At 49.3% G+C, this 13,882-nt stretch carries 13 protein-coding genes; 5 read left to right on the forward strand and 8 right to left on the reverse strand.

Translation table 11 applies throughout. From position 1 onward, the window contains the following. Positions 1-60 precede the first annotated feature (60 nt). Positions 61-912, reverse strand: coding sequence for a methylated-DNA--[protein]-cysteine S-methyltransferase (locus tag GK108_RS15850; protein ID WP_163950281.1), 852 nt, complete (start codon positions 910-912; stop codon positions 61-63). A 213-nt stretch (positions 913-1,125) separates the two neighbouring features. Between GK108_RS15850 and GK108_RS15855 the strand changes: the two genes are divergently transcribed. After that, positions 1,126-1,422: a YtxH domain-containing protein gene (locus GK108_RS15855; RefSeq protein ID WP_163950285.1), complete on the forward strand. Its 297-nt coding sequence runs from the start codon at positions 1,126-1,128 to the stop codon at positions 1,420-1,422. Between the two features lie 87 nt (positions 1,423-1,509). Here GK108_RS15855 and katG read toward each other — a convergent pair whose 3' ends face one another. After that, on the reverse strand, positions 1,510-3,804 hold the full coding sequence (gene katG / locus GK108_RS15860) for a catalase/peroxidase HPI (RefSeq protein ID WP_163950288.1): 2,295 nt from the start codon (positions 3,802-3,804) through the stop codon (positions 1,510-1,512). 118 nt (positions 3,805-3,922) lie between these two features. Continuing rightward, positions 3,923-4,639 (reverse strand): lysoplasmalogenase, encoded by a 717-nt coding sequence (locus GK108_RS15865; protein WP_317166535.1) that lies wholly within the window; start codon positions 4,637-4,639, stop codon positions 3,923-3,925. A 235-nt stretch (positions 4,640-4,874) separates the two neighbouring features. Between GK108_RS15865 and GK108_RS15870 the strand changes: the two genes are divergently transcribed. From GK108_RS15870 to GK108_RS15880, 3 genes are all read left to right on the forward strand, one after another. Beyond that, a complete protein-coding gene (locus GK108_RS15870) occupies positions 4,875-5,177 on the forward strand; it encodes a hypothetical protein (protein ID WP_163950291.1) in 303 nt (100 codons plus the stop codon). Between the two features lie 406 nt (positions 5,178-5,583). Next, on the forward strand, positions 5,584-5,958 hold the full coding sequence (locus tag GK108_RS15875; RefSeq protein ID WP_163950295.1) for a YtxH domain-containing protein: 375 nt from the start codon (positions 5,584-5,586) through the stop codon (positions 5,956-5,958). Positions 5,959-6,071: 113 nt separating this feature from the next. Further along, a complete protein-coding gene (locus tag GK108_RS15880; protein ID WP_163950297.1) occupies positions 6,072-7,124 on the forward strand; it encodes a phage holin family protein in 1,053 nt (350 codons plus the stop codon). Between the two features lie 117 nt (positions 7,125-7,241). On the opposite strand, the gene GK108_RS15885 is transcribed toward GK108_RS15880, so the two are convergent. The 4 genes from GK108_RS15885 to GK108_RS15900 all read right to left on the reverse strand — a co-directional run bounded on the left by GK108_RS15885 (position 7,242) and on the right by GK108_RS15900 (position 11,624). Next, positions 7,242-7,559, reverse strand: coding sequence for a DUF3817 domain-containing protein (locus GK108_RS15885; RefSeq protein WP_163950300.1), 318 nt, complete (start codon positions 7,557-7,559; stop codon positions 7,242-7,244). 18 nt (positions 7,560-7,577) lie between these two features. Next, positions 7,578-8,045, reverse strand: coding sequence for a hypothetical protein (locus GK108_RS15890; protein ID WP_163950303.1), 468 nt, complete (start codon positions 8,043-8,045; stop codon positions 7,578-7,580). A 91-nt stretch (positions 8,046-8,136) separates the two neighbouring features. Further along, positions 8,137-9,057, reverse strand: coding sequence for a helix-turn-helix domain-containing protein (locus GK108_RS15895; protein WP_246224921.1), 921 nt, complete (start codon positions 9,055-9,057; stop codon positions 8,137-8,139). Next, a complete protein-coding gene (locus GK108_RS15900) occupies positions 9,054-11,624 on the reverse strand; it encodes a M1 family metallopeptidase (RefSeq protein WP_163950306.1) in 2,571 nt (856 codons plus the stop codon). Before GK108_RS15900 ends, GK108_RS15895 begins: the two co-directional genes overlap by 4 nt. Before the next feature lie 87 nt (positions 11,625-11,711). Between GK108_RS15900 and GK108_RS15905 the strand changes: the two genes are divergently transcribed. Then, entirely contained in the window at positions 11,712-12,980 is a 1,269-nt protein-coding gene (locus GK108_RS15905; RefSeq protein ID WP_163950309.1) for an asparagine synthetase B, read from the forward strand. A gap of 61 nt (positions 12,981-13,041) precedes the next feature. On the opposite strand, the gene GK108_RS15910 is transcribed toward GK108_RS15905, so the two are convergent. Further along, positions 13,042-13,758, reverse strand: a complete 717-nt coding sequence (locus GK108_RS15910) for a Bax inhibitor-1/YccA family protein (protein ID WP_163950312.1) — start codon at positions 13,756-13,758, stop codon at positions 13,042-13,044. Between the last annotated feature and the right edge of the window lie 124 nt (positions 13,759-13,882).

Consider the following 13,882-nt stretch of genomic DNA (forward strand, 5'->3'; position numbering starts at 1 on the left):
TTGAGGAGTTATAAACTAACGTTGACAAAGTTCAAAACTTTGTCAACGTTGATCGTTGAATTATTGGTCAACGCGGGCGGCTTCCCAACCCAGCATGGCCTGCTTGCGGTCGGAACCCCACCGATACCCACCGAATAAGCCCGTCTTTTTGATAACCCGGTGGCAGGGAATCAAATAACCAACCGGATTCGAACCAATGGCCGTCCCGACGGCGCGTGAAGCAGTGGGCTGGCCGATGGCTTCGGCAATCTGGTCGTAACTCGCCAGTTGGCCTTCCGGTATTTTCAACAATGCTTCCCAGACTTTCAATTGAAACACTGACCCACGCAACAATACCGGTAAAGGCTTCGTAGGTAGCTGGCTGAATTCGCCCATAACCGGAAAAATCTGATCGGCCAGTGGTTTTATTACGTCCGGTTCGTTCCGTAACGTAGCTTCGGGCCATGCTATTTTCAGGATTGTTTCGGGTTCGTCAACGTCGTTCAGGAAGTGCAGCAACGCGATTTTTCCGTTTATGGCCCCCAGCACGTAACGCCCAAACGGACTATCGAACAGGCCATACGACAGCACTAAACCCGAACCAGCCTGCTTGAACTGACCCGGTGTTACGCCTTCGATGGTGACGAATAAATCGTGCAGACGCCCCGTTCCCGAAAGCCCTGACTCATGTGCTACGTCGATCAGCGGAGCACCACTACGTAGTTTGTTCTTGGCATGTTCGAGGGTCAGGTACTGGCTGAACTTTTTGGGGCTCACACCCGCCCATTCGGTGAAGAGTCGCTGAAAATGGAACTCGCTCAGGTTGGCTTTGTCGGCTAATTCGTTCAGTGATGGCTGTTCGCGAAAATTGGCGGTGAGATGCTCAATCGCTCGTGCAATCTGCTGATAGGTGTAGGTGCTGTTGGTTGTCATTGTAGTTGCCGTTTAGTGATACAAAAGTCGCTATTCCTGCTGTGCCGTAAAACCCGATTCTTGCGGAGTTTTCGGCATTTCATTATGGTAAAGCACACCATTCAGCGCCTTGAATCTGCCGTATAAATAACGTAGCATCTGCCGATGTATTTCCGAATCGTTTTCGGGAAAATGTTGGTTAGCTTTCGCCCAGCAACATAACCTGCTACAACAATGTCAGTAAACGCAAAACACTTAGCAACATTCATTCTGGGCGCGGCTGCCGGCGTAGCGCTTAATAAATACGCCCAAACCGAAGAAGGTCAGAAAATGGTGGCCGATCTGAAAGAAAAAGGATTGCAACTGAAATCAGAGGCCGAAGAAGCGGTCGATAATGCGCCCGAGTATTTCGAGAAGTTAAAAAATCAACTTGCCGAGATGCTGAAGACCAATTTTCCGGATGCCGAAGCGACCATCAATGACGTACTGGGCAGAAAACCCAATCCATCACAACCCGAAAATCAGGGGTAATCATAGCAAAAAGTAACGTAGTAACGTAACAAGGCCCGACTGTACAGCCGGGCCTTGTTACGTTACTACGTGTTGACAGCTTGTCTATTAAGCCAGTTCAAAGCGGTCAAGGTTCATCACTTTAGCCCAGGTCGCTACGAAATCCTTCACGAATTTCTCCTGAGCATCTGAACTGGCGTACACTTCAGCCACGGCCCGCAGCTCTGAGTTTGAGCCAAACACAAGGTCAGCGCGGGTGCCCGTCCATTTAACGTCGCCCGTTTTACGGTCGCGGCCTTCAAATACTTCTTTATGATCGGCAACAGCTTTCCAGGCCGTGCTCATATCGAGCAGGTTAACGAAGAAGTCGTTGGTCAACTGGCCCGGACGGTCGGTAAAGATACCCAGATTCGAGCCGTCAAAGTTTGCATTCAGGGCTCGCAACCCACCGATCAGAACCGTTAGTTCTGGCGCCGTCAGCGTTAGCAGTTGTGCTTTATCGATGAGCATTTCTTCCGTCGATACGGTTAGTTTGGCTTTCAGGTAGTTCCGGAAACCGTCGGCCAACGGCTCCATGACGGCAAACGATTCTACGTCGGTCTCCTCCTGCGAAGCATCCATCCGGCCCGGTGTAAACGGAACCGTTACGTCCTGACCAGCATCTTTAGCCGCTTTCTCGACACCAGCGTTACCCGCCAGTACAATCAGATCGGCCAGCGACACTTTTTTACCAGCCGACTGGGTGCTGTTAAATTCTTCCTGGATGCTCTCCAGAATACCCAGCACCTTAGCCAGTTGCGTTGGATTGTTTACCGCCCAATCCTTCTGGGGAGCCAGACGAACACGGGCACCGTTGGCACCACCGCGTTTATCAGAACCACGGAACGTAGAGGCCGACGCCCAGGCTGTTGATACCAATTCAGAAACCGACAAACCAGACGCCAGAATATTCGCTTTCAGCGCAGCCGCGTCGTTCTCGTCAATCAACGCATGATCAACGGCTGGAATTGGATCTTGCCAGATCAGAATTTCTTCTGGCACTTCTGGACCCAGATAACGGGCACGAGGGCCCATATCGCGGTGCGTCAGTTTGAACCAGGCACGGGCAAACGCATCGGCAAACTCATCTGGGTTTTCAAAGAAACGTCTCGAAATTTTTTCGTAAGCCGGATCGAAACGTAGTGCCAGGTCGGTTGTTAGCATGGTAGGCCGATGGCTTTTCGACGAATCATGCGCATCGGGAATGATGTTACCAGCATCTTTCGCTACCCACTGGTGTGCACCACCGGGGCTTTTGGTCAGTTCCCAATCGAAACCGAACAGGTTCTGAAAGAAGCCGTTGCCCCACTGCGTTGGCGTAGTCGTCCAGGTAACTTCCAGACCGCTGGTGATGGTGTCACCGCCTTTACCCGAACCGAAGCTATTGCTCCAGCCGAAGCCCTGCAATTCAATAGCAGCACCTTCTGGTTCTGGACCAACATGGTCGGAGGTAGATGCACCGTGGGTTTTACCGAACGTATGACCACCGGCAATCAGCGCCACCGTTTCTTCGTCGTTCATAGCCATGCGGCCGAACGTATCCCGAATATCTTTAGCCGCCTTAACTGGATCGGGATTACCGTCTGGTCCTTCGGGGTTTACGTAGATAAGCCCCATCTGCACAGCCGCCAGCGGATTTTCCAGATTCCGTGAGTGAACATCGCCGTCGGCATTATCGTCAGAGACCAGTACACCGCCGTCTTTTTCGACGCCATCAGAGCCATGTGCGTAGCGAATGTCGCCACCCAGCCAGGTCCGCTCAGCGCCCCAGTACACGTCGAGTTCAGGTTCCCAAACGTCTTCGCGACCACCCGCAAACCCGAACGTTTTGAAGCCCATCGACTCCAGTGCTACGTTGCCGGTCAGAATCATCAGGTCGGCCCAGGAGATTTTCTTACCGTATTTCTGCTTGATCGGCCACAGCAAGCGACGTGCTTTATCGAGGCTCACGTTGTCGGGCCAGCTATTGAGGGGTGCAAAACGCTGTTGACCAGCACCCGCACCACCACGGCCATCGCCCGTCCGATACGTTCCGGCACTATGCCACGCCATCCGAATGAATAAAGGACCGTAATGGCCAAAATCGGCAGGCCACCAGTCCTGAGAGTCGGTCATCAGGGCGTGTAAGTCTTTTTTTACGGCCTCCAGATCAAGGCTTTTAAATTCTTCAGCATAGTTGAACTGCTCCCCCATCGGGTTCGACAGCGACGAGTTCTGACGAAGAATATTAACTTTTAACTGATTGGGCCACCAATCGCTGTTTTGGGTTCCGTTACCAGCGACACTAATTTTCTGCGCTTCACCATTTTTAGGCGTTCCGCTGTGAAATGGACACTTGCTAATGTCACCTGAATAATTTTCCATAGAAAGATAAATAGAGTTAAAAGGGTTACGAACCAATTTGCACCTGCAAGATTAACCAGTGTTCAACTATAAATCAAATTGATTTAATTTATAATCTAATCGATAAACACTATAAGACTTATGGATGGATAGACACGCGATGGGCTACCGACTGTTCCTGCTCAACCACACCTGTAACGATCAGGTACTGGGCGGCCGCATACGTAGTCATGATGATCCAGGTAGCAGCCGGAACAGGCTGAAGAAACTTATCGACCGCAATGGCTGAATCAGAGAGAATAAAGAGCACCGCCCCAATTGCCACCTGATCGATACGGGGCGAGCGGCTGCGCAGAAAAGCCAGGATACCCATCAGACTTAAACAAAAAACATAGGCGACTACAGGCCACCAGAGCGGGGTCAAATCCGAATTCCGGAAAAACGGGCGCTTGAGCAGGAATAAGAAAACGCCATCGTACAGCACAAATGGTATGGCCGTCAGGGAAATGGTTCGTGGGCGAATCACTGCGTTACGTTCCCGCATTGACAACCAGAAAGACCGGCTGTAACAAAGCTGCATGATCAGAAATGAGCCCAAGCCCAGCGCAAACAGATCGACCTCCCGAATCATCAGAAATACATCGCCCAGGAGGGCAAACGCCATACCTACAGTTAGCCAACGTAGTGTGGCGGTAAAGTTTCCCGCGTGGGCTCGTTGCCAGACATAAACTAGCAACAATCCCATAATCAACGGTTTACAGGCGTAGTGCAACCAGGTTATAGCTAACGTATCGCCCAGCATTTCGAGCAACGTAACGCTCACAAATAGCAGGATAAACGTACGGGACGAATTCACAAACGTATTGGTTTAGGCAGTCGGGCATCGCGCCCGTCAGCAAGATTAACAAAAATGGTTTAGGCCTCCAAGACGATCGGTTTATCGAAACGTTACGTTCATCCAATTGTCTACCCTTGAACTACTGGTAAGTCGCATTGATTGGTAGCAAAACCTAATAAATCAGAGAAATTTAAAACCTTTGATGTACCGTTTAGTTTATAATTGAGCACTCAACAAAAATTGAATTACCATTATGGATAAGGCACAGAAATTTGAGTTAATGAACAAAGTAGTTCGTGAACTGGAAGATCTTCAGAATAGCCAGACGGCGCTCATTACCAAAATTAGCCAGATCGAAGTCGATAATATGAATGGGCTAAACGACAGCCGACTGGAAAAAGATTTAAGTGAAATGCATTCTAAAATTGCGGAAAACAATGATGCTATCACGGAAATCTTTGCCTACTTCGAAAACAAACGGGATGAATATGGCGAGAAAAATGGCGCAGCCATTGCCGCTATTGAGGCAGCAGCCGCTGTTGAAGCCGTGAAATAAGTATAGATTTTGTTTTAAACGGGGCAGGCCGGGCGTATAGTCCGGCCTGCCCCGTTTTTGTATATAGCTACGCTACGTAACCAGTTTAGGCCTGCTCAGCCGTGGCGGGCAGATGTAAAGATCTTCCTGTAATAAATCAACTCCATGTTTATCGGTTTACTACAAAACTTTTAATTAAGTCTTCCGGCACATCAATCCATCCCCTAAGAAGTATCTGCATTAGCGTGATGAGTAATTACTACACAATTGAGTAAAATTACCTACAAACTATAGATCAACCAGAAACTCCGTTTCTTTTAATCACCTAATAACCAGCACCTTAAAACACTATTATTTTTGGCCTGATTTTTTAGTAAGTGAAAGAAAGTATATTTTTTTAGTCAAAGCATATAAACTTATTACTACAATGTTTTCACTACGTAACAATTATCCCCAGGACTACTTCAAGGATCAATCGTATTTGACAGGCGTTCTGACAGGTCTGGATGCTGGCCTGGCCATTGGTTTTTTGCTAGCTCCCCGATCAGGGAAAAAACTGCGTAAGCAAATTTCCGGCGTTTTAGGCGACCAGACTAAAAAAGCAAAAAAGCACTGGGATAACACCAAACATGAGACCAAACATGCTGCCCGGGATTTGAAAAATAGTGTGATTTCAGCGGCCGATAAGGCAGAAGATGGCATTAGTGAATATGCTCATCAGGCAGAAAAAAAAGCCGGGCAACTTACTGATACTCTTAGGAATGGTCTTGACAAAGCAAAAGAAGCGACCGGTCTGAGCTAATTAGGCGCTTCTGTCAATTTTCTTGTTGAGGTGGCAAACTTACCTCAACGAGAACAAACAAACTTACCAACGTACTGACAAGCTTTTCTTTTCAACTCAACAAAACCACTAAAATGGAAGGTGAATACTTACATTCGAATGCGTTCATTAACGAACGAAATGGCTTAATGAAACGCATTTCCTGGGGCGCTGTTTTTGCGGGCGTTCTGATTGCCATTGTGACCCAAATTCTGCTGTCGCTATTGGGCGTAGGTATTGGACTGGGAACAATCGATGCCATCGAAGAACAGAACCCAACGGCTGGCCTGGGTATAGGAAGCGCTGTCTGGTATATAATCAGCAGTTTGCTGGCACTTTTTCTGAGTGGCTGGGCAGCCGGTCGACTGGCTAGTGCTCCCCGCCTGTTCGATGGCGTCATTCATGGCGTTCTTACATGGAGTCTGGCCACCCTGCTGACTATTTATTTCCTGACAACAACCATCGGTAGTCTGATTGGCGGAGCAAGCCGACTGATGGGTAGCCTCGTCCGTACGGCAGGTTCTGCTGCGGGTACGGTTGTTTCGGCGGCTGGTCCCGAGCTAGGGCAGGCCGTAAAAGATAAACTGGCCGAAAACGGCGTAGACATTAGCAACGTTGATTTAGGCGATCTGCGTCGCGAAGTGGATACAATTCTGCGTCAAACGGGCAACCCCGCGCTAAACCCCGATCGGCTGGAACGCAAGGCCGAACAAGCTGGCGATCAGGCTAAATCAGCCGCTGGCAAAGCGGCCGAAAATCCACAGGCAGCCGATGACCTGGCGGGCGGTCTGTTTGACCGACTTTTCAGACAGGGTCAGGCTACGGTTAACAGCGTAGATCGGGACGATGCTATCAACGTAGTGATGAAGCGAACGGGAAAAAGCCGGGCCGAATCCGAGCAAATTGTCGACAACTGGATAAACTCCTATAAACAGGCAGTAGTAAAATTCGAACAGACCAAGAAAGAGGCAGAACTAAAGGCGCGACAAGCCGCTGATGCAACGGCCTCGGCCGCTTCTAAAGCGGCTATTTTCGGATTCTTTGGTTTGCTGATCGGCGTTGTAGCTGCCGGATACGGAGCCAAAATGGGAACGGAGTCACAAGATGATTATAACCGCTACGACCGTCCTGTAGGAGCTGGTCGATAAGCGAAAAGGATTGCTTAGCAATTAAACTGGGGGTGTTTTGATGAGTTTTCAACTCATCAAAACACCCCCAGTTTATAGAGAGCATGTATATCTAGTGATTAGATAGTTAACACACTTTTATGCCTGTTCAGACGTAGCTGGCAAATCGCGGAAAACTTTGTAGTCGGCGTAGAACGTACCGAAAGGAATGATGGACGCTAGCAGGGCCATAAATGTTTTGCCCGCGGGCCAGTTGTATTCGGTTTTAGCCTGAATAATGGTCAGTACGTAGAGCACAAACAGCAAGCCATGGATTGGCCCCAGAATCTGCACCGCTTCCGGGTGGCCGCCAATTCGTTTTAGGGGAACAGCGATGAATAATAGCAAAATATAAGACAGACCTTCGCCGAAGCTGATCAGACGGAGTCGAATTTTAGGGGAGTTAAAAAAGTGCATGGTCAGTACGTTGACGGTTTACAATGTGCGATACAAAGGTCGGGTTGCCAGCGGAGAAAACGGCCACGGAATGGCTATAAAAATAATCACCAGCGCAATGGCAAAGTAAATTACCGTTGTCTTAAACTTCTCAGAAGCCAGTTTCTGGCGTTTTGCCTTGCTCGAACCAATCGTCATAATGACAACGGCAGCAATCATCAGACTGATATGAATCAGGCTGAAAAATGGAAATTCCTGGGCGTCAGCAAAGGTTGGATGCGCTTTCCAGTAATAGCTCACAATGGGACTTTTGGCATACAGATAAAATCCCACCAGGAGCTGCGTATGCGCAATAGACGTAGCAACAACACGTAGCGTCTGGTCAAGTGGTTGATAAGTTCGCTGACGTACTAGCCCGGAAAAACTCATTCCGAGCGAAGCCAGCAAACTGCCGACAACTAGCCAGCGTAGTGCATTATGAATAACGAGTAGAATTGAATAAATCATTGAATCGATACTCAACATTGATCGCTGCAAAGTTCGGAAGGACGTCTGAAATTCGATTCGTCGCAAACCGGCCAAAACTCGTCAAAATCAATCATTCGAACGTAGCATCGACGTACTGATTCCGGAAAGCGGTGGGGCTCATCTGAGCGTACTTCCGAAAAAGCTTCCCAAAGGTCGACGGATCACTAAAACCCATCTCCTGCGCAATCTGCGTTACGGTCAGATCGGATTGAAACAACAACACCTTTGCTTCCAGCACAACCCGTTCATCGATCCAGACCGAGGGCGATTTACCCGTGCGACTTTTTACCACTTTATTCAGATGATTGGGGCTCACATTCAGCCAATCAGCAAATTGACTAGCCGAACGGGTTTCGCGAATACGGATCGTGAGCAAATCCATAAAGCGCTGCACGAGCCGGTCTCCTGCGTCGGTTGTGGCAGTTATCGTACCGACGTAAACCCGATTGATTTCGGCAAAAAGGGCCAGTAAATACGGACGAATCAGGTCAGTCCGGGCGGCACCACTCTCCTGATAATCAATCACAAGCCGATTCAGAATCGTTTTAACGTAGTGTGTCTGCGCATCCGGTAACGTCACGTGCGGATTGCCGGTCAGCTTCAGAAAGTCGAAATCGCTTTCTCCCGACGTAGTGAGCAGCAACTCCTGACTAATGAAACTCATGAACCCAATGGAATCTTCCCGAATGGCATGAATCGTAAAAATTTGCAGGGCAGGTACAATGACCAGTTCCTGCGACCTCAGCGTATAGGCCTGATGGCCAACCGTTACGTCGACCTGTCCGCTTTCGACCACAATCAGCGCATGATTACGGGTGCGCGAAGGCGGCAAGGGCAGTTTAATCACCGGCCAGCTGTATTCAAGCGGAGCAATGATAAACTGGTTGAAATTTTCCTTAAATCGCTCGGCCCACGATGCATCTTTGATCAGAAAACGCTCACGGGCCATTTCGGGACTTATGGCCGGGAAAAAGTCACTGGGTGTCATCATTTATACAACAACGTACTGGCCCGGAACGTAGCGTCGGCCGCCTGCAACAACTTGGCTCTTAAACGCGGGTTGTACGTGGGGCGGTCAGACAGAAATTTGCGAACGAGTTGCGTTACGTTCGGCGTCTGGTAGCTCGACAAGGTCGACCGGAGCCACGATTCGGGGAAGAAAATATCGCCGGTACGCTGTATTTCTTCCAGTAATTCCAGACTTTTCGGTAGGTACTTAACCGAGGTTTCGGCCCGTAGCGGGTGGTGCAGATAGCCGAGTGCAGCCGTTACCCAGGCCTCGCGTTCGCGATTGCTGTCCTGAGCCAGCGACGCAAAAAACTGATCACGTTCCGCTACGTTTCCCGACAAGGCAGGCATCATAAATTCCAGCCGCTTTTTCCGATCCGGGTTTTTGATACGTAGCAACTGTTTCGCTAGAATTCCTTCGGCCGGATAGTCGCGGACGGCCAATGCCAGTGCTAAACTCGTGTAATCGTCTTCGGTCAACGTAACACCGGTTGGCGCTTTCTGATCGTTCCAGATGGCGTAAAGCCGATCGCGGGCTTCCTGACTCAATGCTACGTTCTGATACAATCGAAATAAAAGCTTTTTCTTACCGGGCGTCGGCTCTGCTTCCATGGCCTGCCATGCGGCCTGTTCAACGCTATTTGCCAGCGCCGAACGATTGGCTGGGAGCGTATAATTCCAGACAATATCCGACAGCTGACTCGTCAGTAACCGAAGATTTAGCTCTTCTGATTCATTACCAAGTACTTGTTGATAAACCGCTGCCAGTCGGGCGGGCGAAATTACCTGACCAGCCAGCATATTTTCGTAGAGATTGATATACGTAGCGGCCCGCGTTACGGGATTTTTCAGCGAGCCCAACTGCGTAATCATCGCCGTATCGACCGGAAACACGCCGTAACCCTGCCCGGATGAATTAAATACAACAAATTGTGGAGCTGGTTTGCCAACCGCTTCTGGTAACGTAACTCGAGCCTGATTCATGTTCACCGTCAATTCCTCTACGTGGTCGGGATACACCAGCGCGACCTCAAAGCCCTGCGGCCACACTCGGCTGGACCCATCTTCGCCTTTCTGCTCAATTACGAACCGGCTGATTTTATCGCCCTGTTTTTCCAGTTGATACGTAAACCTGGGTCGGCCTGTTTCGCTTACCCATACTCGGTTCCAGGTCGCCAGATCAAACGGTGTTCGCGCGTCCAGAATCGCAATCAGATCGGCCCACGTAGCGTTGCTGAATGCGTATTTTTTAAGGTATTCACGCAGGCCATCACGGAGCGCCGGTTTGCCCATCAGTCGTTCTAGTTGCCGCATCATAATCGGGGCTTTGTGGTAGATAATACCGCCATAGAGCGTTCCGGCTTCCTGCAAATTGGCTAGCGGCTGACCAATCGGATTAGCGCCTTCGGTACGGTCGACGCCATAGGCCGCCGGAAAATGATCGACCACAAACTGAAGATCGTAGTTAGCGTCAGGACTCGATACTTCCGTGATTTTGTCGGCCATGAAGTTGGCGAATACTTCCTTCAGCCACACATCGTCGAACCACCGCATCGTCACCATATCGCCAAACCACATGTGCGCCGTTTCGTGCGAGATCAACGTAGCACGCGATAATTTCTGGTCGCGGGTGGCCCCATTGTCCAGAAACAGACTCGCCAGCTTATAATCAATAGCCCCAACGTGCTCCATGCCACCGTATTGAAAATCGGGAATTGCCGCGAAATCGAACTTTTGAAATGGATACGGAATCTGCGTGTATTCTTCCAGAAACGTCATCGCATCGGCGTGCAGGTTGAAAATCGGGTCGAGGCTCAGCCGGATTTTAGTGGTATCGGTTTCGCGGTGCAGCAACGTCATTAGTCGCTTCCCCATTTGCCGACTAATAGCTGTGAACTTTCCGGCTACAAACGAGAACAGATACGTAGGAATCACTTCTGACTGACGAAAGTTAATCGTGATCCGTTGGCCGGTTACGGTGGAGTCTTTCACGGCTGCATTAGTCATGGCCTGCCACCCGTTGGGCACCGTGAGCGACAGTTGAAATTTCGCTTTCAGATCCGGCTGGTCAAAGCACGGAAACACCGTTCGGGCGCGGTCAGGAACAAGCAGCGTGTACAGAAAATCGTCGTTCCGATTGAGTGATAAATTACCAGCCGTAAACTGAATCGAAATTGTATTACGTCCGGGGGTTAAAAAAGCAGTAGAAATCAGTATATGTTCGTTTTGAAAAACAATAGGAACCATTTTCTGATTAACCGAAACAGCCTGCAAATGAGATCGTTCCTCTTTAAAATCAAGTTGCAGAGAGGATGCATTTTTGACCCAGTCGAACGTTATTGATTCAGTGGCTGGAATAGGCTGGTTTTTTTGCGCCGGAATGTCGAACTTTAACGTATATGCCAGATTACTAATCGTTTTCTTTCGGGCCTTAGCCAGAATCTGCGATACGCCCGTTTCGACAGAAGTGTAGTTGGAGGGAGTAAGCTGGGCGTTGCCGCTCATGGTCAGAAAAAATAATAGGATTGCCGTAATACCGTAACGAGTCATAAGAGCGAGTAGCAGGGTGGTTGTTAGTCTCAATCAGGGGCCGTCAACCGGAAGTTTGTGAGTCTTAGGTCAAAAATAAGGTTCGAAATGAAACAGCACCTATCTTTTTTACTGGTATTACTGGCCGTGCTCAGTCAGGCAACACCAAACTGGGCCAGTTCCATCCTGATTCCGATGGATGATCAACAATCCAATCACCTCAAAGCGTATGGTATTGCCTACAAAATTCTGAAAGATGACATGGAGGTCGACTGGCTGCTGAACTACCGGGGCGGCAGCTTTATGGTTAAACAAACCCAGGCGGCAGAAACAGAATGTCGTGTTCGTGGCGTTTCGTTCGAAGTCATTTCAGATGCCAAAGCCGCTTCCATCAAGCAGCAGCTGGCCGACCCCGACCTGAATATGAACGTAGTGACACTCCAGAAAGCGGCCAAGATCATTGTCTACTCTCCCATCAAGGTCAGTCCTGCCGAATTTGAAAATACAGATGCCGTGTTGCTGGTGCTTACATACGCCGAAATTCCGTACGAAGTCATTTACGATGAAGAAGTGCTGAAAGGCGATTTACCGAAATACGACTGGCTCCACCTGCATCACGAAGATTTTACGGGCCAATACGGCCGGAATATACACCGGCAATCGCTGGCCGACATTAAGGTACAGGAAGATATTGCCCGCAAGTATGGCTATTCGAAAGTTTCCCAGATGAAGCTGGCTGTTGCGAAAGGAATTAAAGAATTCTGCGCAGGGGGCGGCTATTTGTTTGCGATGTGTTCGGCGGCCGAAACACTCGATATTGCGCTGGCGGCCGAAGGCGTAGACATTGTTAGCAGCGCCTACGATGGCGATGGTGTTGATCCTGATGCGCAGGAGAAACTTGATTTTACGAAGACACTGGCCTTTGGCAATTTTACGCTCGAAGCGGATAACGGGTATCGGGGCTTTTCGACTTTTTCGGATATTAACTCCGCCGGTGCCCGTGGTTACGATCAGCCGAGCGGCTTTTTCGAACTGTTCAATTTTTCGGCCAAATGGGACGTAATACCATCCATGCTAACCCAGAACCACGAAAATATCATTAAAGAGTTTTTCGGGCAAACAACCGCTTTCCGCAAAGGAGCCGTTAAGCCAAGTAGTCTGGTGATGGGCGAAGGCAAAACCTCGGATCGGTATATCTACGGCGAAGTGGGCCGTGGCCAATGGACATTCTACGGCGGTCACGATCCCGAAGGTACGCGCGGAGGAGGATTTCGGAACCCAACGGATTTAAAACTACATCCGCACTCGGCGGGCTACCGATTGATTCTTAACAACGTATTATTCCCATCAGCCCGCAAAAAGAAGCGCAAGACGTAGCACCAGTCAAAAAAAAAGCACTCCGGTAAGAGTGCCTTTTTTTTTGACTGGCTATTGAATTCTATCGACGGCGACCAAACAAACGTAATAGATAAAGAAACATATTGATAAAGTCCAGATAGAGACGTAGTGCGCCCATGATGGCTTCTTTCCGATCTTCGTCCGTTCCGGCATTACCGATGATATTCATCTCCTTGATTTTCTGCGTATCATAGGCGGTCAGTCCAACAAAAATCAACACGCCCGCATAGGTCGAAACCCAGTAGAGCGTTTCATTCTGCCAGAACAGATTGACGAGCGATGCAATGATCAGTCCGATCAACCCCATTAACAGAAACCCGCCTAACGACGTCAAATCCCGTTTTGTAAAATAGCCATAGGCGCTCATAGCTCCGAACGTACCGGCCGTCACAAAAAAGGTAGACGCAATAGATCCGCCAGTATAGAGCAGAAAAATAGAGGCCAGCGTAAGCCCATTCATGATCGCATACCCTAAGAACATAAGCGTTGCGGTACGAGCCGACACCCGCTGCACGGCCGCTGACAATGACATTACCAGCACGAACTCACCAATTAATAAACCGTAAAAAACCAATCGATTGCCAAAGATCAACTCCAGAGCCGTAGGCGAGTTAGCTACCCAAATGGATACAGTCGCTGTCACCAACAGCGCTACGGTCATCCAGCCGTAGACCTGGGTCATAAAAGCAGCTTGCTCCTGCTTTACTTGTTCGGCCGTTAGAAAATGGTGTTTTTCAGGATAGGATTGTGATTCCATAGAAGCATATCAGTTTAGGCCAGAAAGTAAGCTAAACATCAGAATATACGCAAGTACACGGCCAACAATGGCAAAAGCCGGAACATGACTAGTTCCGGCTTTTACCATTATTAATAGACTTTGT

The organism is Spirosoma terrae (assembly GCF_010435915.1).
Classification (GTDB): Bacteria; Bacteroidota; Bacteroidia; order Cytophagales; family Spirosomataceae; genus Spirosoma; species Spirosoma terrae.

What these genes read in the sequence shown, in the direction of transcription:
- GK108_RS15850 (WP_163950281.1), bottom strand. Translation starts at nt 912, where the DNA reads ATGACAACCAACAGCACCTACACCTATCAGCAGATTGCACGAGCGATT.
- GK108_RS15855 (WP_163950285.1), top strand. Translation starts at nt 1,126, where the DNA reads ATGTCAGTAAACGCAAAACACTTAGCAACATTCATTCTGGGCGCGGCT.
- katG (WP_163950288.1), bottom strand. Translation starts at nt 3,804, where the DNA reads ATGGAAAATTATTCAGGTGACATTAGCAAGTGTCCATTTCACAGCGGA.
- GK108_RS15870 (WP_163950291.1), top strand. Translation starts at nt 4,875, where the DNA reads ATGGATAAGGCACAGAAATTTGAGTTAATGAACAAAGTAGTTCGTGAA.
- GK108_RS15875 (WP_163950295.1), top strand. Translation starts at nt 5,584, where the DNA reads ATGTTTTCACTACGTAACAATTATCCCCAGGACTACTTCAAGGATCAA.
- GK108_RS15880 (WP_163950297.1), top strand. Translation starts at nt 6,072, where the DNA reads ATGGAAGGTGAATACTTACATTCGAATGCGTTCATTAACGAACGAAAT.
- GK108_RS15885 (WP_163950300.1), bottom strand. Translation starts at nt 7,559, where the DNA reads ATGCACTTTTTTAACTCCCCTAAAATTCGACTCCGTCTGATCAGCTTC.
- GK108_RS15890 (WP_163950303.1), bottom strand. Translation starts at nt 8,045, where the DNA reads ATGATTTATTCAATTCTACTCGTTATTCATAATGCACTACGCTGGCTA.
- GK108_RS15895 (WP_246224921.1), bottom strand. Translation starts at nt 9,057, where the DNA reads ATGATGACACCCAGTGACTTTTTCCCGGCCATAAGTCCCGAAATGGCC.
- GK108_RS15900 (WP_163950306.1), bottom strand. Translation starts at nt 11,624, where the DNA reads ATGACTCGTTACGGTATTACGGCAATCCTATTATTTTTTCTGACCATG.
- GK108_RS15905 (WP_163950309.1), top strand. Translation starts at nt 11,712, where the DNA reads ATGAAACAGCACCTATCTTTTTTACTGGTATTACTGGCCGTGCTCAGT.
- GK108_RS15910 (WP_163950312.1), bottom strand. Translation starts at nt 13,758, where the DNA reads ATGGAATCACAATCCTATCCTGAAAAACACCATTTTCTAACGGCCGAA.